This is a genomic window from Mesorhizobium sp. ORM8.1 (genome assembly GCF_053005525.2).
Window position 1 is genome coordinate 2,377,272 of the sequence record NZ_CM132600.1, and the last position, 24,466, is coordinate 2,401,737.

Genomic DNA, 24,466 nt, shown 5'->3' on the forward strand with positions numbered 1-24,466 from the left:
GAAGTGAGGCTCGATCGGATGCTGATGGGGCATATCTCTCAGCGCGACCGCCTCGTCCGCTCCCCACAACCCGACAGTGGATATCAAGCTGCTCATTGGCCCAAGCTCGCTGCTGAGGCTGCCTGGGGCATGAGGAATGCAGCTACATCTCTAATGACGTTCCCAAGATCACCCGGATCGTGAGCGACTTCTCCAACAAACGCGCGCCACTGTAGCTGCTTTTGCGCATCCTCGGCAAAGGCCGGCGTCAGCGCATCGGGCAGGTCTTGAGGTATCGCCGTTCCGCGCCGCGCGAAGGTGGCGGCGATCGCTCGTGGCAACCTGTCGTCGTCGAAGGAAGGACCGGCTGAGAATCCAGATGTCGTAGAAGTCCTTCATCCTGCTATTCGCCCGCCCCAGAGCCACCATCGCCTGAAATTTCTCGGCAATGACGGTTTCCCGCGCATAAGCCCGCAGCCGGGGCATGGGAAGTCGAACATGGAAGGATAGTCCAGCTCTTCGGCGCCAGGCTCCAGCGCATCGCCAAAGCCGATGTCGATCGTCACGCTGACCCGGGCGCCGCTGATCGAGGCCGTCGTCCGCAGCCTGAGCCCACCATACTGCAGCTCCTCGCGAATGCGGTCGACCCGGAGTGCGTCAGCGTCGAAGTCGACGCCATCGCCAGCGTCCTGCGCCAGGACCTCCCGAAACGTCGCCAGCATCGGCTCCGCGCTCGGATCGCCAAAACCCAGCAGGTCAAGGTCGCGGGTGCCGCGGTGCGGATCATCGAACCAGCTCATCATCAGCATCGCGCCTTCAGCACGAAGCGGTCGGTGTGGGGTGACTGGCTAAGCCGGAAAAGCAACCGCTCGAGGGCGAAGCGGGTCAGAATCAGGTCGAAGCTCTGGCCACTTATCTTGGCGAGTTGCAGCAGACGTGCGCGCACCGAGGCGCCGATGTTCTTGATCTCTTTAGCCATTGGCAGTCAGCGCTTCGATATACGGCCGGATGACCGTGGCGACACCGCCAGGCTCGGCCTGCCTGGCAATTTCGCCGGGCGTGGCCTTGCGCTGGCGAAGCGCTTCCTGGAGGCCCTCGATCGCCACCGACAGGCCGATCTTGTTGCGATATCGGAAACAGTCCGCGATCGTTTTGACAATCCCAAAGACCTTTACGGTCACGCCCTCGACAACATGAGTTTCGACGCTGTCGTTGAGCAGACTTTCGGTAAAACGCACGATGCGAATGGGTGTGCCGTCGGGTTTGGGAGCCCAGTCTTTCTGGGCCGATGGCCAGCCATACCTGTCTCGGAAGCTGATCGGTCAGCTGATGGAATGCCAAGGCTGACACAAGGCAGACAACGCCTTTGGGTATGCGCTTGGCAGCCTCGGCTAGGCTATGATTGGCGTCGAGCGGCGCATTGGAGAGCTGGTAGAGACCGCGTGCGAGCCGGAGCACCTCCCCATCCCGTTCCATGCGGCTCATCGTGGCCGCTGTTACGCCGGCTTTGCGCAGCTCCGCGAGACGCGAGATTCCGCGCACTGTCAGAAGTGCGTGGGCGATTTGGCGCTGGGGAGCGGGCTCGGGCATTGATACGAAATCTCGGCACTAATGGGTTACAGTCCGAGGATTTGTATCACTTGTTGAGAATCAATGGAAGCCAATCGTCAGCCGCAGTGAGCCTTGCGCCGCAGCCATGCTTTGAGCTCGCCGTGGACGGCGGCGACTTCGAGCAGGATATCGCTTTCCTTGGGAGGTGGTCCATCGGGATAGAAATCGGAGCTTCATCTCCGTCGATGCTGAGCGTCCCTGCCCATCGCGCGCGACCAGCGCATGAAGGCCTCGGCCGATCCTCTTCTTCCTCGTCGTAGGCACCATCGGCCTCGGATCCCGGCACAGAGTGCGCCTGCTCCACCTCGGGGTCGCCGATGAGATAGTCCGGTGCGTCCAGTGCCAGAAAATCGTCGAGTGAAGCGAGCGTCGGGCCGATTCCGCTCGATCTCGCGCATCGTCGTCAACAGCACGCGGCTTGGCGGCGTCGCACCCTTCGATACCAGCTATAGGTCGATTCGTCGAAATCGACTTCCCGCACGAATTGGTCCAGCACCGTCGCGAAACATCGCCGCATCTTCGCAAGCCGGCTTACCGCGCAGCCGCCGTTGTGCTGGGGCGCGTCCTAGCCGGTGTGCACGTGTCGCAACAGATCCTTCAAAGAAAATCGCGGACTTTTAGCACTCTAAACCGCTGAGAATATGTACGTTGAGCCAATCATTTGAGCCGGGTCGAGATCGTGGCGCCGTGGCCCGACCACAGCAGAGCCGGCAGGAGCATTTGCCTTGGTCGAGGAGATGTATCGCAAACGATCTATGCGGTCGAGCGTATTGACCTCGTCGGGACGGCAAGATTGCCTCTGAAGGAGTGGGAGGACGCCAAATGGACGAAGTCAATACAACGAGTGCCGACCGATGATGACACTGGTCATGCGCCTAAAGGCTGCGGCTCATCTTGATCGACTTCGAATCCTAGGACTTTGTGCGCATGCGGACCTAACCGTCTGCGAGCTAGCAGAAGTTCTGAGTCTGTCTCGCGAGCACGTGGTCGCACATGTCCGCCAGCTCGCCAGAGCCGGCTTTCTTCTCGGCAACGAACAGCGCCCCTGGCCTTCGTACCACCTCGAAGCAGGAGGCTCGGACGGCGGCTTGGTTCAATTGTTGGTTGATCTCCTGCCCCACGGCGATGGCCATCACAGACAAGACCTACAGCGCCTGGAGGCGATACAGGGGGCGCGGTCCAAGGTGGCCGACTGCTTGTCCTGAAACTTAGTCCCAATGGAGCGCGAAGCTGATATGAACAATTCGACTGGCGGAGGGATCGCGGAGCTTGGCACTTGCGAGTGGCCTCACCTGGCTGTCGCAGATTCTCGCGTTCACGAGCTGCTTTTAAGACAGGAGCGCCAGGAGCGGACGACCCTCAAACTTATCGCCTCCGAGAACTTCGCGTCCTCCGCGGTGCTGGAAGCGACCGGGTCTATTTTCACCAACAAGTATGCCGAGGGATATCCTGGCGCACGCTATTACGCCGGAAACGAGATCGTCGATGAGGTTGAGAACCTCGCCATCGATCGATTGAAGGCACTATTCGGCTGTGAACACGCCAACGTGCAGCCCTATTCCGGCTCCCCGGCCAATCAGGCTGTCTGTCGAGCGCTGTTGTGTCCGGGAGACAAGATGATGGGCTTGACCCTCCCCGAGGGCGGGCATCTGACTCACGGTTGGGCCGTCAACTTCTCCGGCACTGACTATCAGCGAGTTCCGTACGGGCTGCACGAAAAGACGCACCAGATTGACCATGACCGCTTGCGTGAGACGGCCAAGCGGGAACGACCGAAGCTCATTTGGGTCGGCGGAACTGCCTATCCGCGGATCTTTGACTACGCGGCAATGGCCGAAATTGCTTCGGAGGTGAACGCCTACCTGGTGGCCGACATTGCCCACATCAGCGGCCTCGTTGTCGCAGGAGTGCATCCGAATCCCGTTGGCCATTGCGATGTGGTCACCAGCACCTCCCACAAATCGATCCGCGGCCCCCGGGGTGGCTTCATCTTGTCAAGGAACGAAGACCGCTATCAGGCGCTCTATCATTCCAAGAGCAAACACAATCTGGCCAAACGCATAGACCGTGCCGTGTTCCCTCTCCTGCAGGGCGGACCGCACATGAATACGATCGCCGCGCTGGCTGTCGCTCTGCACGAAGCAGGGAATCCGTCCTTCCGTGTGTACGGTCAGCAGATCGTCAACAACGCCAAGGCTCTGGCCCAGGCGCTTCTGGAGCGAGGTTATGAACTCGTCACGGGGGGCACTGACAATCACATGCTGATCCTTGATCTACGGGACCGGCCGCTGTCCGGGAAAGCCTATGCCGAGCGCTTGTCGCAAGCAGGTATCATCACGAATTTCAACATGGTGCCGGGCGACCGGCGCCATCCCGCGCTTGCCAGCGGCATTCGGTTAGGCACGCCAGCAGTGACGTCTGTCGGCATGCGCGAGCCGGAAATGGTGCAGATTGCCGCTTTCATCGACCTGGTTTGCAGCCGGCCCGAGGATTCGGACGTCCATGCCCGCGTGCGCAGAGACGTTGCCGACTTCTGCGCTGCGTTCGACGTGCCTGGCATCTCCGACAGGTAAGACGGCCGGATCAACTGTCACATCTAATTCCAACGTTTGAAGCGAGGACATTCCATGACCAGACAATTCGTGTTCTCTTCCGAATCCGTCGGCGCAGGACATCCCGACAAGATGGCCGACAATATCTCAGATGGCGTCCTCGACGCGATCCTTCGTGAGGATCCTAAGGCTCGCGTTGCTTGTGAAGCCTTGGTTAAGTCAGGGATGGTCGTTTTGGCTGGCGAGATCACCAGCCACGCGCAGATCGACTACAGCCAAGTTGCCCGCGATATCATTCTGGACATTGGATATGACGACGATGCGGTCGGCTTTGACGGGCCGGCGTTGCGCCGTGATCTTGGCTTTGACCGAGCAGTCGCCCGACATCAGCCAGGGCGTCGACGAGGGACGAGGGCAGGATCTCGAGCAGGGAGCTGGGGATCAGGGACACATGTTCGGGTACGCGTGCAATGAGACCGAAACATTAATGCCTTTGCCAATCCAACTTGCTCACGATTTGACAAAAAGACAGGCGGAGGTGCGCCAAGCCGGACGCCTTGGGTGGCTTCGCCCAGACGTTAAATCTCAGGTGTCCGTCCGGTATGAGGGTTTGCGCCCGGTAGCGATTGATACCATAGTCCTGTCGACGCAGCATGACGAGGAGGTCTCACAAGCCACGGTCCGCGAAGGCGTCATTGAGGAGATCATAAGGCCGGTCTTGCCCCACGACTTGGATACGACGGGGATAAGGTTCCTGGTCAATCCAACAGGCCGGTTCGTGGTCGGTGGGCCGCGCGGCGATTGTGGGCTCACCGGCCGCAAGATCATCGTCGATTCCTACGGCGGCATGGGGCGTCACGGCGGTGGTGCCTTTTCGGGCAAGGACCCGTCCAAGGTTGATCGGTCGGCCGCCTATGCGGCGCGGTACGTCGCAAAGAACGTCGTTGCCAGCGGACTCGCGGAGGTCTGCGAGGTTCAGCTTGCTTATGCGATCGGTGTGGCCGCACCGGTCTCAGTCCTCGTCAATACATTCGGAACCGCAAAGATTGATGAAAAAAAGATCGAACGCGCGGTCCTTGAGCTTTTCGATCTCCGGCCGAAAGGCATCATCAAGACGCTGGATCTCCTGCGGCCGATTTATCGCAAGACCGCGACATACGGACATTTCGGCCGCGAAGAGCCGGAGTTCACCTGGGAAAAGACGGACAGAGCTGACGACCTGTCGCGTGAGGCAGGACCGGCAGCTGCTTGATGCGTCGGTATTGGATGCTTTCGGCATAGGACGACCCATTCCACACTCGGAAGAAACACCCCGGGCCTGCATGGCAAGAAGCCGGCTCGGGTTTTTGGCGGAGACACTGATGTCGAAATATGACGTGCTTTGCATCGGCAATGCCATTGTCGACATCATCGCCCAGTGCGACGAGGCATTCCTCGAGACCAACGGCATCATCAAGGGCGCGATGAACCTCATCCACACACAACGCGCCGAACTGCTCTACAGCCGCATGGGCCCGGCGATCGAGGCCTCCGGCGGCAGCGCCGGCAACACGGCGGCCGGCGTTGCCTCCTTCGGCGGCCGCGCCGCCTTCTTCGGCAAGGTCTCCAACGATGCGCTGGGCGAGATCTATGCGCACGACATCCATGCCCAGGGCGTCGCCTTCGACACCAAACCGCTCAAGTGCGAGCCGCCGACGGCCCGCTCGATGATCTTCGTCACACCCGACGGCGAGCGCTCGATGAACACCTATCTCGGCGCCTGCGTCGAGCTCGGCCCGGAGGACGTCGAGGCCGACAAGGCGTCGGGCGCCAGGGTCACCTATTTCGAAGGTTATCTCTGGGATCCGCCGCGAGCCAAGGAAGCGATCCGGCAGACGGCGAAACTGGCGCACGCGGCAGGCCGCGAAGTGTCGATGACGCTGTCGGATTCGTTCTGCGTCGACCGCTACCGGGGCGAATTCCTCGACCTGATGCGCTCGGGGACGGTCGACATCGTCTTTGCCAACAGCCACGAGATCAAGTCGCTCTACCAGACATCGTCCTTCGACGAGGCGCTGGCGCAGATCTGCAAGGACTGCAAGATCGCCGCCGTCACGCGGTCTGAAAAAGGCTCGGTCATCGTGCGCGGCGACGAGACCGTGGTCATCCAGGCTACCGCCATCAAGGAGCTGGTCGACACGACCGGCGCCGGCGATCTCTACGCCGCCGGCTTCCTGCATGGCTACACGCAAGGTCGCGACCTCAAGACCTGCGGTGACCTTGGCTCGCTGGCGGCCGGACTGGTGATCCAGCAGATCGGCCCGAGGCCAAGACAGAATCTGCGCCGCGAGGCCGAGCAAGCCGGGTTGTTGTAGGCGGCATTTCGACAAGGTGCTGCCCACCGCACTTGCTGCAGGGCTGTTAAGACAAGCGCGTCTAAATCGAAATGTCGCGTGCCCGTCCGTGAAGGATGGCGGTTTTCTCCAAATTTCAATTTTGCAGGCTCAGGAACGTTGTCGCACCTCGGGCCGGTACTGCCGGCCGATCATGCTGGCCAGCACGCCCAGTTTTGGCGAAACTCGTTTAAGCCGGGATCGTGTGACCGGCAGATTGCCCGAGCAGCGAGGCACCACCGGCGCACGGCGCAAATGGCTCAGCTCTACCGCGACCTGCGACTTGAGAACACGCCGTAAACGACGATTTCACATAAACACATAAACATTTCTTTATGCGACATTGACAGCAGAGCGACCTGCTGCGATTGTCTGCATGTCGTGGTTCTCCGCAAGGCGTTGCCGTAGCGGAGCTAAGAGGGAAGCCGGTGCAATGCCGGCGCTGCCCCCGCAACTGTAAGCGGCGAGCCAACCCAACAATGTCACTGGGGCGAACTGCCCCGGGAAGACGGGGCAGAGGCTGTGACCCGCGAGCCAGGAGACCTGCCACGGTGAACAACGTCCATGGGCGGGGTGTCTGGTGGCCGCGGTAGCTCGGCGTTGATGCCGGCCTGCTAGCGCCTCCCTTGTCCCCGCCCCCAACCATCGGGGTATGGAATGAATGTCTCCCAACAAGTTCCCATAGCAACGCTTGGCGTGCCGCGTATCGGTCGCCGGCGAGAACTGAAATTCGCGCTTGAAAGCTACTGGTCCGGAAAATCGTCTGCTGACAACCTTCTGGCGACGGCAAAGGCGCTCCGTGCAGCCAGTTGGAGCGAGCAGCACGACCGCGGCGTGTCGAAAATCCCGTCGAACGATTTCTCACTGTATGACCATGTGCTCGACACCGCAGCAATGCTCGGCGCCGTGCCAGCTCGTTACGGCTGGACGGGCGGCGAGGTCCCGCTCGACATCTACTTCGCGATGGCGCGCGGGACGCAAGGCGATGCCGCGGGTTGCGGACACGCCAGTCACGAGCGTGCGGTTCAGGGGCAGCGCGTAACCGCGATGGAAATGACCAAATGGTTCGACACGAACTACCACTACATCGTGCCGGAGCTGGGCGAGGATCAAACATTCGCCCTCTCGTCGACGAAACCAGTCGATCACTTTCTGGAGGCAAAAGGGCTCGGCATCCATACACGCCCGGTTATCCTTGGACCGGTCACCTTCCTCAACCTGGCGAAGTCTCCCGACCACGGTTTCAATCCCATAGCGCTCCTACCGCGGCTGCTGCCCGTCTACGAGCAACTCCTGCGCAGGCTGGAGCTCTCGGGGGCCGACTGGGTGCAGATTGATGAGCCGGCGCTTGTGCTCGACCTTAACCCGAACGAACGAGCTGCCTTCGAATTCACCTACGGGCAGCTGTCGAAAGCCGCGCCCGAGTTGAAAATTATGCTGGCCACCTATTTCGGGCCGCTGGGAGACAATCTCGATACCGCGCTTTCACTGCGCCTGGCGGGCCTACATCTCGACCTCGTGCGCGCTCCCGAGCAGTTGGATACGGTTGGTCGGCTCGCACCGAAGGATCTGGTGCTCTCACTTGGCTTGATCGACGGCCGCAATGTCTGGCGCGCGAACCTGACTGCCATTCTCGACCGCATCAAGCCGATCGTTGCCGGCTGGCCGCTGGACCGCGTCGAGATTGCGCCTTCGTGCTCGATGCTTCATGTGCCGATCGACCTTCGGATGGAGACCGCGCTCGACGTGGACGTCGGTTCGTGGCTGGCATTCGCCGCCCAGAAGACCGAAGAGCTGCTCGTACTGGCCCAAGCCTTGTCCGAAGGCAGAGAGGCCGTAGCGGGCGCGCTGAAGGCTTCTGAAGAGGCGGCCGCTGCGCGCGCAATGTCGGGAAAGGTCCATGATCCGCTCGTCCACGGGCGCGTAAGCAGCATTGACGGCGCCATGAAGCAACGAAAGAGCGCATTTGCCAAGCGCTCGAGAGTCCAGGCTGACACGCTCGGGCTGCCGCCGTTCCCCACGACGACCATCGGGTCCTTCCCGCAGACGCCCGAGGTGCGCAGGGCGCGCTCCGCACATGCCAAGGGCCGACTGAGCTATATCGACTACCAGGCCTTCCTGAAGAAGGAGACGGAGGCGGCGGTCCGTTGGCAGGAGGAGATCGGGTTGGACGTGCTGGTGCACGGCGAGTTCGAACGAAACGACATGGTGCAGCATTTCGGGGAGCAGCTGTCCGGCCTCGCCTTCACCCAGCATGGCTGGGTGCAAAGTTACGGCTCCCGGCTTGTGCGCCCTCCCATCATCTTCGGCGACGTATCACGGCCCAATCCGATGACGGTTTCCTGGTGGCAATTTGCCCAGTCGCTGACGAAAAAGCCGGTGAAGGGCATGCTCACCGGCCCAGTGACGATCCTCAACTGGTCTTTTGTTCGCGACGACGTACCCCGCGCCGAGGCCTGCTGCCAGATCGCGCTCGCCATCCGCGATGAAGTGGCCGACCTGGAAAGAGCTGGCGCAAGGGTGATCCAGATCGATGAGGCCGCCTTTCGCGAAGGCTTGCCCCTGCGGAAGTCGGATTGGAAACATTATCTCGGCTGGGCTGTCGAATGCTTCCGGATCGCTTCGACGGGTGTAGAGGACGCGACCCAACTTCACACGCACATGTGCTATTCGGAGTTCAATGAGATCATCGATTCCATCGCTGAACTGGACGCGGACGTAATTTCGATCGAGACGTCGCGCTCCAAAATGGAACTGCTAGACGCCTTCACCAAGTCCAAATATCCGAACGAAATCGGCCCCGGGGTCTACGATATTCACTCACCAAGTGTCCCGGAAATCGGCGAGATTTTGCACCTTGCCCAACTTGCCCGCGAGCGACTGTCGGACAGCCAACTATGGGTCAATCCAGACTGTGGTCTCAAAACAAGGAAATGGGAGGAGGTCCGCCCTGCCCTCATCAACATGGTCGCTGCAGCACGCGCGCTGCGGGAGAATGTCCAGACGCAGGCCGCTGGGTCCCTGTGACGGCAAACATGTGACCAGCTGGCTTCGCGGATAATTTGAGGCAGAAAGGACGCCATCGAAAAGTCGCGCGCAAGTCGGTAGGCACGAGTGGGGCCCCGCCCTCGTCGTCTAGCCGAAGGCCCCGCTGGACGACTGAGCCCGCAGGGCAGGATCTGGGAAGCCGCTTCTGGTCAGAGGACGGATGATCTAGATCACGAGGTCGACAAGGCGGCTTCGTCCATGAGCTTCTGGTTCTGACACAGCCAGCGGTCAACAGACCCTTCACCGAGGGGCACACGTTTGCGGATGCCGCCTGTGCGTCCGCACTATTGAGATATCGCGGTGAGATCGACCATCGAGAGCATCGTGTCGATTGACTGCGTGGCATGTTGCTGACAATCGACAACATAGCCATGGCCCCGAGCCGAAGCTGCGACCCTTTATTCGTCCCATGAGTTGAAACTTCGCTGCATCTGGCGTGGCGCTTGCTTCGCTTCCGCTGGGGTTCGAACTGGGTTTTCACGCGCACGACTCGCGGTAGAGTGTTGCTTCGACACCAGCCGCCAACATCACGATCGGTCCAAAGATCTCAGCTGTGCTCTCCCAGCCGCCTTTCCGTTGTGCGAGCTACCGGAGGAGAGGCGAGGAGTGGAATCAAACCAAGGTGTAAGGAGCATCTGATGTCGAACATGATGAAGGCACTGGTGAAGGCCAAGGCCGAGCCGGGCATCTGGATGGAAGAAGTGCCGGTGCCGGAGATCGGCCCTAACGATGTGCTGATCAAGATCAGGAAGACCGCGATCTGCGGCACTGACGTGCACATCTACAATTGGGACCAGTGGGCGCAGAAGACCGTGCCGGTGCCGATGGTCACCGGCCATGAGTTCGTCGGCACCATTGCCGATTTCGGCGCGGCGGTCACCGAATACAAAGTCGGCCAGCGGGTGTCGGGCGAAGGCCACATCGTCTGCGGCCATTGCCGCAATTGCCGTGCGGGCAGGGGCCATCTGTGCCGCAACACGCTCGGCGTCGGCGTCAACCGTCCAGGCGCCTTCGGCGAGTATCTGGCGATCCCGCAGCACAATGTGGTGCCCATCCCCGACGATGTGCCCGATGAGGTCGCCGCGATCTTCGATCCCCTGGGCAATGCCGTCCACACCGCTTTGTCTTTCGACCTCGTCGGTGAAGATGTGCTGGTCACCGGCGCCGGGCCGATCGGCATCATGGGCGCGCTGGTAGCGCAATGCGTCGGTGCGCGAAAAGTGGTGATCACCGACATCAATCCGGTGCGGCTGGCGCTGGCCAAGAAGCTCGGCGTCCAGCATGTCGTCGATGCGTCGAAGGAAAAGCTGCGCGACGTCATGCCGGTGCTCGGCATGACCGAGGGTTTTGACGTCGGCCTCGAAATGTCGGGCGCCGCCCCCGCCTTCCGCGACATGATCGACACCATGAACAATGGCGGCAAGATCGCCATTCTCGGGATTGCGCCGACCGGCTTCGAGATCGACTGGAACAAGGTCATCTTCAAGATGCTGCATCTCAAGGGCATCTACGGCCGCGAGATGTTCGAGACCTGGTACAAGATGATCGCCCTGGTCCAAGGCCCGCTCGATGTGAGCGGACTGATCACGCACCGCATCGGCATCGACGATTTTCAACTAGGCTTCGACGCGATGCGCAGCGGCAGCTCGGGCAAGGTGGTAATGGATTGGTAGGGCGACTGTCGGCGTAACCTCACTAAGGTGCTGACGGGGCAGCATGCTGGCCTGCCGGAGATCTCCGTGCGGGAGCATGGCTGGTACAAGCAATGGCCTGCCACCCACGTGCGACGCTCAATCGTGCCGCGACTTATCACGGCCCAATCGGACGGCGGCGCCTGTGGCAATTCGCCAGATCGGTCAAGGAATGTCACTGGCCTCGACGCGATCGCCTGTTTTACCAATGCCTAGGATCAAGGTCGAGGCGTTGTGCGCGTTTCAGTTGGTAAGATGGGATATGTGATCTCCGGTGGCTTTCCGGTCACCGAATGAAGGTAGGCAACGATCCGATCGATTTCGATTTGCGCTAGCTCTTGGCCAAGCTGGGTGGTGGCCATGATGGCGACCGCCTCGCTCAGGTCCCAGACCTTGCCCGAATGAAAGTATGGCGCGGTGATTGCTACGTTGCGCAGCGATGGCACGCGGAAAACATAGGAATCCTCCGGTACATTGGTGACGACAAATCGTCCCTTGTCGTTCTCCGGCAGAATGTCGGCGCCAGGCTTCTCAACCACGCCGAATGGATAATAGCCGTCTCCACCGATATTAACACCGGAATGGCAGGACGAGCAGCCCTTTTCCATAAAAAGGGCCAGGCCCTGTTTCGCTTTGAGATCGATGGCGGTGTCATCGCCATTGAGGTAGGCGTCGAAGGGGGCCGGCGTGACCAGTGTCGTCTCGAAATCTGCGAGTGCATTGGCTGCGTTGTCGAGGGTGATGGGTTCGGCCTCCCCCGGGAAAGCTGACTGGAACCACTCCACATATTGCGGCATCGATTTGAGCGTCTCGACCACTTGGTGCGATGTGTTGGCCATCTCGGCACCGGCCTGTATCGGCCCTTTGGCCTGAGCTTTCAGGTCTTCGGCGCGACCGTCCCAAAACTGCGATTTGTTGAAAACGGAGTTAAACACCGTCGGCGCGTTGCGCTGCCCCTTCTGCCAACCATGGCCAATCGACGTTTCACGATTGTCGTCACCGCCGGTGGCCAGGTTGTGGCACGAGTTGCAGGAGAAAACGCCTGAGGACGAGAGGCGTGTATCGAAGTACAGCGCCTTGCCGAGGGCAATCCTCTCTGGCGTGCTCGGGTTGTTGGTGATTGCCGGTATGGATGGCAAAGGCTTGAAGATGGCCAGTGCCGTTTCTCTGAGGTCTGGCGGAAGGGACTGCTCAGCAAAAGCTGTGGCAGCCACAAGCGCAACAGCCACCGCAGGCAATAGAATTTTCATAGATGGAGTCCTTACGATGTGCACGGAAACCATTGTCCACATGCGGCCTGCGAACGCCCTGCGCTAGATCAGTGGATCAAGGGAATGGTGCCTGTCGACCAAGCCAATCGAGCGGCGGAACAGTGACTGCGATTTATCGCCGGCGGCCGATACCAACAGTGGCGGGCGCGCAATCGCTGTTTGTTCGCTGAGGGTTTGGCCGGTTCTGTTGCCTGTCGCCCAATGCTGGCGCAACGCCGACCTGTTTCATACGCGCAGGGTTGTCTGCCCCATCAAGTGCACCGCTCATGGTGCTTACAAATTTTCTGCATTGTCCTCTCGCAACTCAAACCGACAAGATCGCGACTGAACGGCGGATACCGGGCGCTTATGGACGGCGATTTCCGAGGAGATCAGGGTCGCGACAGCCTGAAACTGCCGCTATAGACCTCGATGTTGGACGAGCAACGAACAATCCTGTCGCGAGATTTGTTGCGTTCATCGGAAATCACCACTAGAAGGCCACGCTCCGCAGACCAATCCACTGGAGAGTTTCATGCCAGAAGAAGACTTCGAAAACGGCAACAACCTCATCGACCTTACCGCGGATGTTGTCTCAGCCTATGTTTCCAACAATCCCGTTCCGGTGGGGGAGCTGTCTGCCCTGATCGGCCAAGTGCACGAAGCTTTGAAACGCACGGCGGCCGGTCGCGTTTCGGCACAAGAGCCGACGGCGTTGACGCCGGCCGTCCCGATCAGAAAATCGGTGACGCCGGACTACATTATCTCCCTTGAGGACGGCAAGAAGTTCAAATCGCTAAAGCGGCATCTGTCGACCCATTTCGGGCTGACTCCTGATCAATATCGCGCCAAATGGGGCTTGCCGGCGGATTACCCCATGGTCGCGCCGAACTACGCGGCCGCACGCTCTGCCCTGGCCAAGACAATGGGACTTGGGCGCAAACCGAAAGAGCCTGAAGTCTCGGCGCCCGAGAAGCGGTCTAGAAAGAAGGTACCAGCGTGACTTCCTCCATCCAGACCCGTGGGGTGGCAGCTCGATCAGCATGATGCGAGCGAAACATCGAAAGGCGGGATCAAATCCCGCCTTTTCCCTTACTCGGCGTGATGACACGCCGCGAAGCGGAATGGAATTGACATAGCGCAGAGACACAGGAGACCGCAGCGGTAAAAGGACCAACTTTTCAGCTTGGGACGGAAACCGTTGCAGACCTCTATCCGAGAATATCGCGAGGCTCTCCTGCCTTGGTACACCATCTATCCGACGGCGCCGGAGTTCACCGCCAGCGTCGGGGCCGAAAGCTATGAGGAATGGCTAAGAGGTCTGCCGGCTGACGATCCGGTGTCGCTCTATCTCCACATTCCGTTCTGCAGATCGATCTGCTGGTATTGCGGCTTCCTGACCAGGATTGCCCGCAATCAGGGGCCGATCGTCAATTATATGGCCGTTCTGCGTGACGAGATCCGTTTGGTCTCGCAGCAAGTGCAGAATGGGCTTGTCGTAAATGACGTGCATTTCGGCGGTGGAACCCCGACCCTGATCGGGGCAGCGGAGTTCTTGGCAATGATCGAACTCCTGCGCCGCTGCTTCGCCTTCACAAAACCAGCTAGGATCGCCGTCGAAATTGACCCGCGCACCTTCACGGCCGAGATCGCCGAAGCGATGGGAGCAGCCAATGTGAGCCGCGCGAGTCTCGGGGTGCAGAGCTTTGATCCGATTGTTCAAAAAGGCGATAAACCGCGTCCAGAGCGAGGCGCAGACTGCCGCGGCCGTCGAAGAACTGCGCCGGCATGGAGTAAGCGGCATCAACGTCGATCTCATTTTCGGTCTCCCGAACCAGACGGTAGAGTCCTGCGTCCAGACTGCGGCGGCGACTGTCGCCCTGCGTCCCAACCGGCTTGCCGTGTTCGCCTACGCGCACATTCCATCGCTGATAAGGAATCAGCGCCTGATCGAGAACACCGCCTTGCCTGACAGTGGCGCCCGCGCCGAACAGGCTGCTGCCGTGGCAGAGACGCTGGTTTCGGCCGGCTACCGTGAGATCGGCCTCGACCATTTCGCCTTGCCGGACGACGAACTTACGCTGGCGCAAACTAGCGGTCGGCTGCGGCGTAATTCGCTGGGTTACTCGGCCGACACCTGCAAAACCCTGATCGGTTTCGGGGCGTCCTCTATCGGGCGGGTTGGCGAGGGGTACGTCCAGAACGAGGTGACACGTGAATCCTACAGCCGGCACATAGCGGCTGGCCGTCTGGCAACGTCAAAAGGCTACCGGCTGACAGCCGAAGACCGCGTGCGAGCCGAGATCATAGAACGGCTGATGTGCGATTTGCAGGCCGATGTGCCGGCAATCTGTGCGGCCCATGGATTCGATCCAACTCGCCTTCTCGATTCGGCTGCTGAACGCCTGGCGAAGCTGGCCGAGGATGGGATAGTGGACACCGAAAACCGGTTCCATCCGGGTGCGGCAGGAGCATCGCTTCGTGGTTCGCGCTGTTGCTGCCGCGTTCGATGCTTTTCTCGACCGGGCTATCCCATATCCACAGTCAAGTAGTGTGAGGGGGCTGAAGCGATAAGCTCGTTCCAAACGGCCGGCTCGTAAAGCGGCCGCGGGCCCGGTCACCGCGCCCCTTCGCGATTGAGTGCTTGACTTTCCCGAATGGCCAAGCGCACTCCTATAAGCGTCACAGTCTTACAACGGTGACTGGTTTTGCGAGATGCCTGGCCGGTCGACATCTGTGCCTATGAATACCCCCGTACGGACCATGAAATGGGCGGGAACGGAAGTCTGGGCGATGATCTCGTCCATACCGCGGCATCACGTACATCCCATCAGGATCGATGCAGCAGACCCTGATCAACACTATTCTAGCTTGGCCATAGCTAATAGCCACGTGGGTAGGACCCCAGAATTCTCAGGCCATCAATCTCCCCCAACGCAGCCAGCGCCGGGTGTGTCAAAACGTGTCCAGCGACATCGATGATATACTGATGGGTGTCTAGCCGCTCGCAAGTCGGACGCTGATAGACGTTGAGAACGGCTAAATCGTCCTCCGAAAACTTGTTCAGGACAGAGCTGAGATTTTGCTCTGAAACTCGGAGGTGAAGTGTCGTCCGATCAGATCCTGTCGGCGCAGGGGTTCTGCGCCCGAGCACCCACCACCGCGTAACATTATGCAGCCCTTCTTCAATTCCCGTTCGCAATATTTGCAGATTGTACAGCTTGGCGCCAAGCGCAGGACCAATTGCCGCTATCGAGGGAGAATTTTGCTTCGCGACGAAAGATGTCGCTCCCGTACGGCTCTCTCGCTCGAGATTGGCCATGTTCTTGTCGAGCCAGCCGGCCACCTCCTGCAAGGCCACCGGGTGGCCCACCACCTTAGCGATGGTCGAGAAATTCGCAACCTTGCTGGCCATGAGGCTGTAGCTCAGCACTTTCGGGTACTCGGCTATGATCTTGGGGGACCTCAAGCGCAGGACTTGGTCGAGGTAGGGAGTGGTTCCAACCAGAGAGGTCGTGGCTGGGACGCATGCAACGTCGACGCAGCCATTCTCATAGGCTTCGCACAATCCGTCGCTGAACGGGACGAGTTCAACTTGGTCACCAAAGAGGTCAAGCGAAGCTTGATGGGTCCAGGTCCCCTCAGGGCCAATGTACCCTGCCCTGTTGATCCCGGAGGTGTCGATCGCTGGAGGCTGGCTGAATTGCTCGTTCATTTCCCGCCAAGCTCGATCGATAAGCGTGAGACCCTCTTCATGAAATCACACGCACTGGGTTAATGACCGAAATATTTCCGGTTGCAAATTCGAGGCTCGGCTGTGGCCATCCCTGGCATTATCTGTTTGGCCAACGGCTTTGCTGCCTGTGCCGTTTGGTCTTGCGACCCTTTTTGGTTTCGGAGATCTGGGCCTCCTTGCCACATTCGGTGCCGTGCAACTCGCGCCTCCTGCTGTTTTCTTGCTGGCGGCCACTAGTCGACTTTCAGCCTGCCAGGTCTCTTTGCTCCTGAGTTTGGAAGCGCCAACGCGCCATTGGGGGACCTGGCTCGCCTTCCGTGAAATGCCGATCTTTCAGTCCACCTCATGGGAGGAAATATCATCACCATCGGTGGGCGGCTATCCCGTGGAGATGACCAGGTCCAACAGATCGGAACGCGAAGGCACCACGAGCTGGATTCATCGGTTAGCGAGTGGATCCGCAGAAGTCGCAGCTTGAAATTCGTTCCATGCGCGGAGCTGCGTCGGCGGCTAGACATGCATGTGCTACAGAAATCAGAAGCTCGAACCCGCCCGCCTTTTTGCGAATTGTTTCAGTAGAAATTAGCAGCTTCCCGCAATCCGCCGCCCTCGTCGGGACATCCGTGTTCTTGCCCGCTCCTATGGCCCGGTCAATGGGCACGTCTGCCCGGCTCTTGCCGGGCAGAAGCAGAAAAAGGTCAGCCAGCTTTGCTGAGACTGCCTGCGGAAGACTTGCCGGTACGGCGGTCCTGTTCGACTTCGTAGTTGATCTTCTGGCCCTCATTGAGGGTCGAAAGGCCCGCTCGTTCCACAGCGGAAATGTGGACGAAAACGTCCTGACCCCCGTTGTCAGGCTGGATAAAACCGAATCCCTTGGTGCTGTTGAACCACTTCACCGTTCCAGTCGCCATAGCGTGTTCCTTTGTAACTATTCAATGTAGGCTGACTATAAGCCAGGGACGCTTCATATCCGAGATTTCAGGGGCAGCAAAAGCGAAAACAGCAAAAGCCCCCGGTCAAATCGCAAATCGGCTCGCAAGCTCCCTCTCCTGACCGCCGTCGCGGAGGCGTCTCTCGCGCTGAGCTCAGAATGGGAACCACAAGTTCTGCGAGGCTTCTGCAATTCCAGAACCGCGCCTATCGCTGCTTTGGAGTCCTTTCAGGGGACCTGCAATCGGCCGATGTGAACAAGAGTACCCTAACGACCAGGAACTACGGGCGCGCGCTAACGCCACCATGTTCGCCGCTGTCCTAAGGGTATCTCACCTAGTCATCTCTTTAAACGGCAAGCGCTCCCATCCGGCAGTGTCAGACGTCGGACAATGTCTGGTACGCAACACAGAGGCCATTATAACGCCTCGCCGAAACGGCTTTCTTATCCGGCACGGTTCCTGCGCGGTCATGCAAATGCGCAGGAGAGTCGTCCCATGATCCCCACACAGAAAACTGCAGCCCTACCTTTCGCCGATCTACTCAAAACTGACATGCGAGCCGGGCCTAGCGACATTCTGAGCGCTCGTCTGGAGCGGCGCTGCCCACGGATCCACCTTCTCCCAGTGGGGGCGACTGGGACTCAGCACTTTCAAATTGAGGGACAACTCACTTCCCCGCCAACCTTGTCTATCGCCCGGTCACAACAACCGAAGCCACCGTCTGCCTGGCTGCGGAGGGCACTTTTGCGACCGCCCTGGCATTTCTGACGACCGCGCCAATCCCGGCGGCCGCCAATGCCATCAAGGCAGCGAACTTCCTGCTCGAGAACGGCATGGAGGTGGTCGTCATACCCGACCACCGCGCGCCCATCGTCACCCATATGGTGTGGTACAAGGTCGGCAGCGCCGACGAGCCTGCGGGCAAATCCGGCATCGCGCATTTTCTCGAGCATCTCATGTTCAAAGGGACGGCCAATCACGGCCCCGGCGAGTTGGACCGCGCGGTGTCCGAGATCGGGGGCTCGCTCAACGCCTTCACCTATTACGATTTTACTGCCTTCTACGAAAGAGTGCCGCCCTCGGCAGTGGAGCAGATGATGAGCTTCGAGGCTGACCGCATGCGCAATCTCACCCTCACGGACAACGTCATCAAAACCGAGCGCGACGTGGTCCGCGACGAGCGTCGCTCGAGGGTCGACAACAGTCCGCAGGCGCTTCTTGATGAGGAGGTCGTCACGACGCTGTGGCAGAGCCAACCCTACCGGATTCCGGTGATCGGCTGGATGCACGAGATCGAAAAGCTGGACCGCGATGACGCCGTGGCGTTTTATGACAATTACGCGCCGAACAACGCCGTGCTGGTGGTGGCAGGCGACGTCGAGCCCGAGGCCGTGAAGGCGCTGGCCGAGAAGACCTATGGCACGGTTCCGCGTGGGCCAGATCTGCCGCCACGCGAACGCCCGTCTGAGCCGGTGCAGAACACCAGGCGTACATTGACGCTAAGCGATGCCCGGGTTTCGGTCCCCATCTTCTCCAGATATTGGGTGGTGCCGTCCTATCGCACCGCCAAGCCCAGCGAAGCCGAGGCGCTCGACCTACTGGCACAGATTCTCGCCGGTGGCAAAAGCAGCCGGCTTTACCAGCAACTCGTTGTCAAGCGGGGCGTAGCCGCGGCGGCCTACGCAGATTTCGAGGGCACCATGCTGGATGCTGGCAGCTTCAGCATCCGAGGCTGGCTGCGCGGCGACGCCGAGCTTGCGGATGTCGAGGCCACCATCGACGCCGAGATAGCGCGTATCGCGAGGAACGGCGTCACCAGCGACGAACTGGAGCAGACGAAAAACCGCTATATCCGCTCGTTCATCTTCGCCCGTGACGAGCAGGGCTCCCTCGCAAACATGTATGGCGCCACGCTTGCCACAGGCGGCAACGTGCAAGACGTCGAGGAATGGCCGGACCGCATCCGCAAGGTCACGGCCGATCAGGTCAAGGCCGCTGCCGCCCGCTACCTCGTGTCCGACCATTCGACCACCGGCTATCTTCTGCCCAAGGAAAATTGATGTGATGACGAACCCACGCCGCCGCGCCATTTCACAAGTATTGCTCTCTCCTTTTGGAGAACGGAAGCGCCTCGCCTCCTCCCTGGCTGTGCTTTGCCTTGCTATGTTGTTCCTCACCATGCCGGCGCTTACCGCTCGTGCTGCCCTGAACATCCAGGACGTGAAATCGGAAAAGGGGATCACCGCCTGGCTGGTGGAAGATCATACGCTGCCGATCATCACGCTCCAGTTCGTGTTTGACGGCGGCACCAGCCAGGACCCGGCCGGTGAGGAGGGGCTTGCCAATTTGATGACTGGCTTGTTCGACGAGGGTGCAGGCCCTTATGGCGGCGACGCCTTTCAGGAGCGGCTCGGTGATGCCGGCGCTGAGATGAGCTTCCGCGCGCGGCCTGACGGCATCTATGGCTCGGTGCGCATGCTTTCCCTGCGTCGGGACGCCGCTTTCGATCTCGTCGGGCTCGCGTTGAACATGCCCCGCTTCGATCAGGAACGCTTGGACCTGGTTCGCGCTCAGCTTGTCTCCGGCATCATCGCCAACGAGCGCGAACCTCACGCGATCGGGGTGGATGAATGGCGGCGCAGTATCTACGGCACACACCCGTATTCGAGGCCGCCTGAGGGCACTAAGGAAAGCCTCGCCCGCATAACGCCCACCGATCTAAGTGCCTTCCACAAGGCCGCTTTCGCCCGCGGCGGCCTGCACGTCGCGGTCGTGGGCGACATAGATGCCAAGTCCCTGCGTGCAAGGCTCGACGAGTTGTTTGGCGATTTGGCCGCCAATCAGGTTCTTTCGCCGGTAGCTGATGTCACCCCGAAGCTCGGCCGATTGACTTTGGTCGCATACGCCCTGCCCCAGACTTCGCTCCAGCTGGCCTTTCCCGGCATCGCGCGCAGCGACCCTGAATTCTATGCCGCGCAGCTGATAAACGAAATACTGGGTGGCTCGCCATTTACCTCACGGCTGTTCCGGGAAGTGCGCGAAAAGCGTGGGCTTGCTTACGGTGTCTCCTCTAGCTTGGAAAACTACCAACATTCCAACATGCTTGTGGTGACCACTTCGACGCGCCCGGACAGGGCGGCCGAGACGCTCGGCCTGATAAGACAGGTGATCAAGGAGTTGGTGGACACGGGCCCAACAGCGGCCGAGCTCGATGCGAGCAAGAAACATCTGATCGGCGCCTACGCTATCCACAATCTGGGTTCCTCCAGATCGATTTCAGCCACGCTTCTCGCGTTGCAAATTGATAAGCTCGGCATAGACTTCATTCAGCGCCGCCAGGCCCTCATCGAACAAGTGACTATCGACCAAGTCAGGGCGGCGGCGAAGAGGCTGCTTTCGGCCGAGCCCGCCATTATGGGCATTGGCCTGGGGCTGGCTGATTTCCCGTGACGACCAGCAGTCTGCTCTCTACCGAGGTCCGCGCTAATCGTCTTCGAACTGCGTAAACAGCAGTTGGCGAGCAAGGGCATCCAACTTTCCCGTAAAACGAAAGTTCGGATCTCTGTTCACTTTGGAACTGGTCGGGAGATCGAGGAGCGCCTCAGAGGAAAATAAGGTGGTCCAAGGAGCGCCAGCGCTTACGCCCGCGAAGGTCCCCTGGCTGCAATGACAACATCGGTCAGAGGGCAGCCGCGGAAGTGCCAGTATACACCCCGAACGCTGGACACGAGACTCCGCGGCCCCGATCTCCGCGGCCCCGATCAGGAGTGCTGTTTTCAGGGGATCGTCAGCTGCTCTGGCCCAAGCGCACCTTGCCGTTGGTGTTGGCGGAGCCCGCCGGCGTTTCCGACAGCCATAGCAGTTCGTTTCGTTTGGGTCTTTTATGGGTGCTTGTCGACTACAGCCGCTTCACTCTCGCGTTCAAGGTCATGTGACGATGGCCTGCTGGGCTCTCTTCGCACAAGCGTGATGGCGCCAACTTCTGTTCGGAGTCGCGACTTTACTCAGGTGCGATCGCCGCTGTCCACACGAGCTCAAAACGCGCTGAAAAGCTGCCGATGAGAAGCTTGCAAGAAGCGTACAAAGCAGCTTTTTTGGACAGGATGCTCCCTCCCCAGTTTTTGTTCGGTGATCTTCACAAAGTCAGCACCTTGGGCTTGGCCGAGGACTCTGATCGTGATCCGCAGTGCTAGCCGCGCGGGCAGCCGACGTCCAATTTTCAGGCTGCACCTGGTGAGACCACAAGTCGTCGACCAGCACATTTCAAAATTCTCGCTTCAAGCTGAGTGCAATGGTCTACCAGCCGGGTGGCCGACGCCCTATTAAGAAGCGGCAGCTGCGCAGTACACACCGACACCCTATCGACATACAAATCCGCAGCGGTTGAGAGGAATACGGTATTGCCCCTGTGCCTGCCGATGATCCGTCACTTGAAATCCCCGGACCTGTTTGACGCCATTGATCGCTTGCCAGGGCTTGGCACGCCGGTTAGCGAGCGCACATTCGAAGTCATCAATCCATCGAGCGGCGAAGTGCTGGCGGTGCTTCCCGACATGGGTGTGGAAGAAACGCGCGCTGCGATCCACAAGGCCTACCTAGCGCAGCCAGGATGGGCAGGGCTGACCGCCCGAGAACGCAGTGACGCTTTGTGGCGATGGCATCAGCTTATCATTGATCACACCGACGATCTTGCCGCGATACTGACTGCTGAGATGGGCAAGCCGATAACCGAAGCAAAGTCGGAGGTTTCGCACGCGGCCGCGTATCTGCAATGGTACGCCGAAGAGGCCAATCGCATCTATGGCGAGACGATCCCCGCGCCGTCGACAGACCGTCGCATGCTGGTGATCAAGCAGCCCATCGGTGTGGTCGGCACGATTACGCCTTGGAATTTCCCGGCGTCGATGGTGGCGCGAAAGATCTCGCCGGCGCTGGCGGCGGGCTGCGCGATCGTGCTTAAGCCTGCTGAACAGACGCCGCTCGTGGCAGGCGCAATGTTCGCGCTCGCGCACCAAGCCGGCTTTCCCCATGGCGTCCTCAACCTGGTTTATGCATCTGAAGGTGATGACGTCGGACGCGAACTTTGCTCTAACCCCAAGGTTCGAAAGATCAGCTTCACAGGCTCGACCGAGGTTGGCCGGCTGCTCATGCGCCAGTGCTCGGACCAGATCAAGAAGGTCAGTCTCGAACTCGGCGGCAACGCGCCTTTCATCGTTTTCGACGACGCCGACATCGACGCTGCGGTGGACGGCGCGATCCAGGCGAAGTTCCGCAACGCCGGCCAGACTTGCGTCTCAGCGAACCGGCTTTACGTCCAATCGAGCATTCACGATGAGTTCGTCGAAAAGTTCGTGGAGAAAGCCCGGTCCTTGTCGGTCGGCGACGGCTTCGCTCCGGCAGTGGACGTCGGACCGCTCATCGACGTGCATGCTTTGGCCAAGATAGAGTCCCACATCGCAGATGCCGTTGCTAAGGGTGGGACAATTCGATGCGGGGGCGAACGTATTGGCAAGGATGGGACCTTCTTCAAACCGACAGTCCTCACTGAAATTTCCAGCAGCATGGCGGTTGCGCAAGAGGAGACTTTCGGGCCGCTGGCCCCGATCATTCGCTTCCACGATGCGGATCAGGTAGTGCGTCAGGCCAACGACACAATCTACGGCCTTGCCGCCTATTTCTATGCCTCCAATCTGAAGCATGTCTGGCGGGTTGCCGAGGCATTGGAATACGGCATGGTTGGCATCAACACGGGCCGTATGTCTTCGGAAGCGGCGCCCTTTGGCGGCATCAAGCAGTCCGGCATCGGGCGAGAGGGTTCCCGCCACGGGCTCGAAGACTACCTCGAAATGAAATACCTCTGCATGGGCGGCATCTGATTTCTACGGGATGGTCATCTCGGGCGCAGAATCAACCGAAGGGATGATCGGGCGCTTAGGATGCCTTGTTGCGGATGGCTTCGGGTCATTGCCGTGCCCCGGCCTGCGGGCATCTACATGCCCAGCTAGGTTAACCCCCCAACGCGAGGAAATGGGTCGATGGCGGACGGTAGATTGCTCTCCTTATCCAGGCGCGGCACGTCTCGCCAGGCTGGTGGATTACTGGAACTAGAGGCGCGATTGTCCATCAGCTGCGCTGACGAGAGCGAATGTCATCAAGCCCACGGAGCGGGCGTCCGCACGGCGATCGGTGCCACCGACTCGTTTACGCCGCAACCTCCTTATTGCCGCACGGCCAACTGAGCGCCCTTCGCGCATCGCTCTCAATCGGTACAGTCGCCGGCATTCTCGCCTGGAGAAGATACAGTGACATAAGCCGTGCCCAGGCCGTGCATGCACGAAAGACATTGAGGGTTGATATCGAATGATTACAGCGCATCTGCTCGACATGGACGGGGTCCTGGTCCGCGGCGGCCAACCGATTGCTGGCTCGGTCGGCTATGTCGCCGGGCTAGTCGCCCGGGGTGAGCCGTTTCAGATCTTCACCAATAACTCCCGCTTCACGCCCGAAGATCATGCCGAACGTCTTAGAGCAGTTGGGTTCGCCGTGCATCCAGAGCACATCTACACATCGGCGCTCGCCACGGCGCGGTTCATGGAACTTCAAAAGCATGGATCATCTGCCTATGTCATCGGCGACCATGGTCTGGTCGAGGCCCTGCGGCAGACAGGCTGCCGGATAACGGAGTTCGCCCCCGAATTCGTGGTCCTCGGGGACACCGTTTCGTACCACTATGAGCAGATCGCAATTGGCGCCGAGCTTGTGGCGAAGGGCGCGCGCTTTCTGGCCACCAATCCGGATGCGACTGGCCCGACCGAGCGGGGCTCCCATCCCGCGTGCGGGGCAGTCGCGGCACTAATCGAGAAGGCCACCGGCCGTCAGCCCTATTTCGTAGGGAAGCCTAACCCGTTCATGATGCGCAACGCGCTCGACCGATTGGGAGTGCGAGCTGTCGATACCATCATGGTCGGTGACCGCATGGACACCGACGTGCTCGCCGGGCTGGAATCGGGCCTGAAAACAGCCCTTGTGCTTACTGGGGTGACCAAACTGGCTGACATAGAGCGGTTTCCATTCAAACCAGACTACGTGGTCGATTGCCTTGCCGATGTGGGCCAGATCATCTGAACCAACACGCCGAAGGGACCCGACACCAAGTCTCAACGTGCTCCCTCCCCGTTCCGGGCCATCAAGCTGGGCAATCCGGAGGAGAGCTGGCCGCAAAAGAAGTGACAAGCCGACAAATTGGTCGAACGACGGGCACCTAGCCCAAGGCCCGGCGGAACGCCATTGCCGCG

The 24,466-nt window shown here is 60.0% G+C and carries 13 protein-coding genes, 4 pseudogenes and 1 riboswitch; of the genes and pseudogenes, 11 read left to right on the plus strand and 6 right to left on the minus strand.

Translation table 11 applies throughout. From position 1 onward, the window contains the following. Positions 1-92: 92 nt before the first annotated feature. The 3 genes and pseudogenes from ACVDG8_RS12210 to ACVDG8_RS12220 all read right to left on the minus strand — a co-directional run bounded on the left by ACVDG8_RS12210 (position 93) and on the right by ACVDG8_RS12220 (position 2,732). Positions 93-958: pseudogene (locus ACVDG8_RS12210) on the minus strand (nucleotidyl transferase AbiEii/AbiGii toxin family protein). Beyond that, a pseudogene (locus ACVDG8_RS12215) lies at positions 951-1,569 on the minus strand (type IV toxin-antitoxin system AbiEi family antitoxin domain-containing protein). The pseudogenes ACVDG8_RS12210 and ACVDG8_RS12215 overlap by 8 nt, the downstream one beginning before the upstream one ends. Positions 1,570-2,540: 971 nt before the next feature. Further along, positions 2,541-2,732 (minus strand): hypothetical protein, encoded by a 192-nt coding sequence (locus ACVDG8_RS12220; protein ID WP_455707712.1) that lies wholly within the window; start codon positions 2,730-2,732, stop codon positions 2,541-2,543. Positions 2,733-2,825: 93 nt separating this feature from the next. Here ACVDG8_RS12220 and ACVDG8_RS12225 point away from each other — a divergent pair, with 93 nt between their 5' ends. The 5 genes and pseudogenes from ACVDG8_RS12225 (at position 2,826) to tdh (ending at position 11,235) form a co-directional block, all read left to right on the plus strand. Next, positions 2,826-4,163, plus strand: a complete 1,338-nt coding sequence (locus ACVDG8_RS12225; RefSeq protein ID WP_447257314.1) for a serine hydroxymethyltransferase — start codon at positions 2,826-2,828, stop codon at positions 4,161-4,163. A 54-nt stretch (positions 4,164-4,217) separates the two neighbouring features. Further along, a pseudogene (gene metK / locus ACVDG8_RS12230) lies at positions 4,218-5,394 on the plus strand (methionine adenosyltransferase). Between the two features lie 109 nt (positions 5,395-5,503). Beyond that, on the plus strand, positions 5,504-6,496 hold the full coding sequence (locus tag ACVDG8_RS12235) for an adenosine kinase (RefSeq protein WP_455707713.1): 993 nt from the start codon (positions 5,504-5,506) through the stop codon (positions 6,494-6,496). A 383-nt stretch (positions 6,497-6,879) separates the two neighbouring features. Further along, positions 6,880-7,079, plus strand: a riboswitch (cobalamin riboswitch). A 116-nt stretch (positions 7,080-7,195) separates the two neighbouring features. Then, positions 7,196-9,541, plus strand: coding sequence for a 5-methyltetrahydropteroyltriglutamate--homocysteine S-methyltransferase (gene metE, locus ACVDG8_RS12240; RefSeq protein ID WP_447257315.1), 2,346 nt, complete (start codon positions 7,196-7,198; stop codon positions 9,539-9,541). A 659-nt stretch (positions 9,542-10,200) separates the two neighbouring features. Further along, positions 10,201-11,235 (plus strand): L-threonine 3-dehydrogenase, encoded by a 1,035-nt coding sequence (tdh, locus tag ACVDG8_RS12245; RefSeq protein ID WP_447254942.1) that lies wholly within the window; start codon positions 10,201-10,203, stop codon positions 11,233-11,235. Between the two features lie 236 nt (positions 11,236-11,471). Here the strand turns inward: tdh and ACVDG8_RS12250 are convergent, their stop codons facing one another. Next, a complete protein-coding gene (locus ACVDG8_RS12250) occupies positions 11,472-12,503 on the minus strand; it encodes a cytochrome-c peroxidase (protein WP_447254943.1) in 1,032 nt (343 codons plus the stop codon). Between the two features lie 535 nt (positions 12,504-13,038). On the opposite strand from ACVDG8_RS12250, the gene ACVDG8_RS12255 reads away from it, so the two are divergent. Further along, positions 13,039-13,506, plus strand: coding sequence for a MucR family transcriptional regulator (locus ACVDG8_RS12255; RefSeq protein WP_447254944.1), 468 nt, complete (start codon positions 13,039-13,041; stop codon positions 13,504-13,506). A 198-nt stretch (positions 13,507-13,704) separates the two neighbouring features. After that, positions 13,705-15,077: pseudogene (hemN, locus tag ACVDG8_RS12260) on the plus strand (oxygen-independent coproporphyrinogen III oxidase). Positions 15,078-15,384: 307 nt separating this feature from the next. Here hemN and ACVDG8_RS12265 read toward each other — a convergent pair. Both ACVDG8_RS12265 and ACVDG8_RS12270 read right to left on the minus strand, forming a co-directional pair. Next, positions 15,385-16,218 carry a prephenate dehydratase gene (locus ACVDG8_RS12265; RefSeq protein ID WP_447254945.1) on the minus strand — a complete coding sequence of 278 codons (834 nt, stop codon included), beginning with the start codon at positions 16,216-16,218 and terminating at the stop codon, positions 15,385-15,387. A gap of 719 nt (positions 16,219-16,937) precedes the next feature. Further along, a complete protein-coding gene (locus ACVDG8_RS12270) occupies positions 16,938-17,150 on the minus strand; it encodes a cold-shock protein (RefSeq protein WP_008874821.1) in 213 nt (70 codons plus the stop codon). A gap of 854 nt (positions 17,151-18,004) precedes the next feature. On the opposite strand from ACVDG8_RS12270, the gene ACVDG8_RS12275 reads away from it, so the two are divergent. From ACVDG8_RS12275 to ACVDG8_RS12290, 4 genes are all read left to right on the plus strand, one after another. Next, positions 18,005-19,231 (plus strand): M16 family metallopeptidase, encoded by a 1,227-nt coding sequence (locus ACVDG8_RS12275; protein ID WP_455707714.1) that lies wholly within the window; start codon positions 18,005-18,007, stop codon positions 19,229-19,231. Positions 19,232-19,235: 4 nt separating this feature from the next. Next, a complete protein-coding gene (locus tag ACVDG8_RS12280) occupies positions 19,236-20,621 on the plus strand; it encodes a M16 family metallopeptidase (RefSeq protein WP_447254947.1) in 1,386 nt (461 codons plus the stop codon). A 950-nt stretch (positions 20,622-21,571) separates the two neighbouring features. Then, on the plus strand, positions 21,572-23,047 hold the full coding sequence (locus ACVDG8_RS12285) for an NAD-dependent succinate-semialdehyde dehydrogenase (protein WP_447254948.1): 1,476 nt from the start codon (positions 21,572-21,574) through the stop codon (positions 23,045-23,047). A gap of 484 nt (positions 23,048-23,531) precedes the next feature. Further along, positions 23,532-24,296 carry an HAD-IIA family hydrolase gene (locus ACVDG8_RS12290; protein ID WP_447254949.1) on the plus strand — a complete coding sequence of 255 codons (765 nt, stop codon included), beginning with the start codon at positions 23,532-23,534 and terminating at the stop codon, positions 24,294-24,296. Positions 24,297-24,466 lie beyond the last annotated feature (170 nt).

Bases quoted from the DNA above. Each gene is read 5' to 3' on its own strand.
- ACVDG8_RS12255 (WP_447254944.1), top strand. From the start codon at position 13,039: ATGCCAGAAGAAGACTTCGAAAACGGCAACAACCTCATCGACCTTACC.
- ACVDG8_RS12270 (WP_008874821.1), bottom strand. From the start codon at position 17,150: ATGGCGACTGGAACGGTGAAGTGGTTCAACAGCACCAAGGGATTCGGT.
- ACVDG8_RS12290 (WP_447254949.1), top strand. From the start codon at position 23,532: ATGATTACAGCGCATCTGCTCGACATGGACGGGGTCCTGGTCCGCGGC.
- ACVDG8_RS12235 (WP_455707713.1), top strand. From the start codon at position 5,504: ATGTCGAAATATGACGTGCTTTGCATCGGCAATGCCATTGTCGACATC.
- ACVDG8_RS12280 (WP_447254947.1), top strand. From the start codon at position 19,236: ATGACGAACCCACGCCGCCGCGCCATTTCACAAGTATTGCTCTCTCCT.
- ACVDG8_RS12275 (WP_455707714.1), top strand. From the start codon at position 18,005: ATGGAGGTGGTCGTCATACCCGACCACCGCGCGCCCATCGTCACCCAT.
- tdh (WP_447254942.1), top strand. From the start codon at position 10,201: ATGTCGAACATGATGAAGGCACTGGTGAAGGCCAAGGCCGAGCCGGGC.
- ACVDG8_RS12250 (WP_447254943.1), bottom strand. From the start codon at position 12,503: ATGAAAATTCTATTGCCTGCGGTGGCTGTTGCGCTTGTGGCTGCCACA.
- ACVDG8_RS12225 (WP_447257314.1), top strand. From the start codon at position 2,826: ATGAACAATTCGACTGGCGGAGGGATCGCGGAGCTTGGCACTTGCGAG.
- ACVDG8_RS12265 (WP_447254945.1), bottom strand. From the start codon at position 16,218: ATGAACGAGCAATTCAGCCAGCCTCCAGCGATCGACACCTCCGGGATC.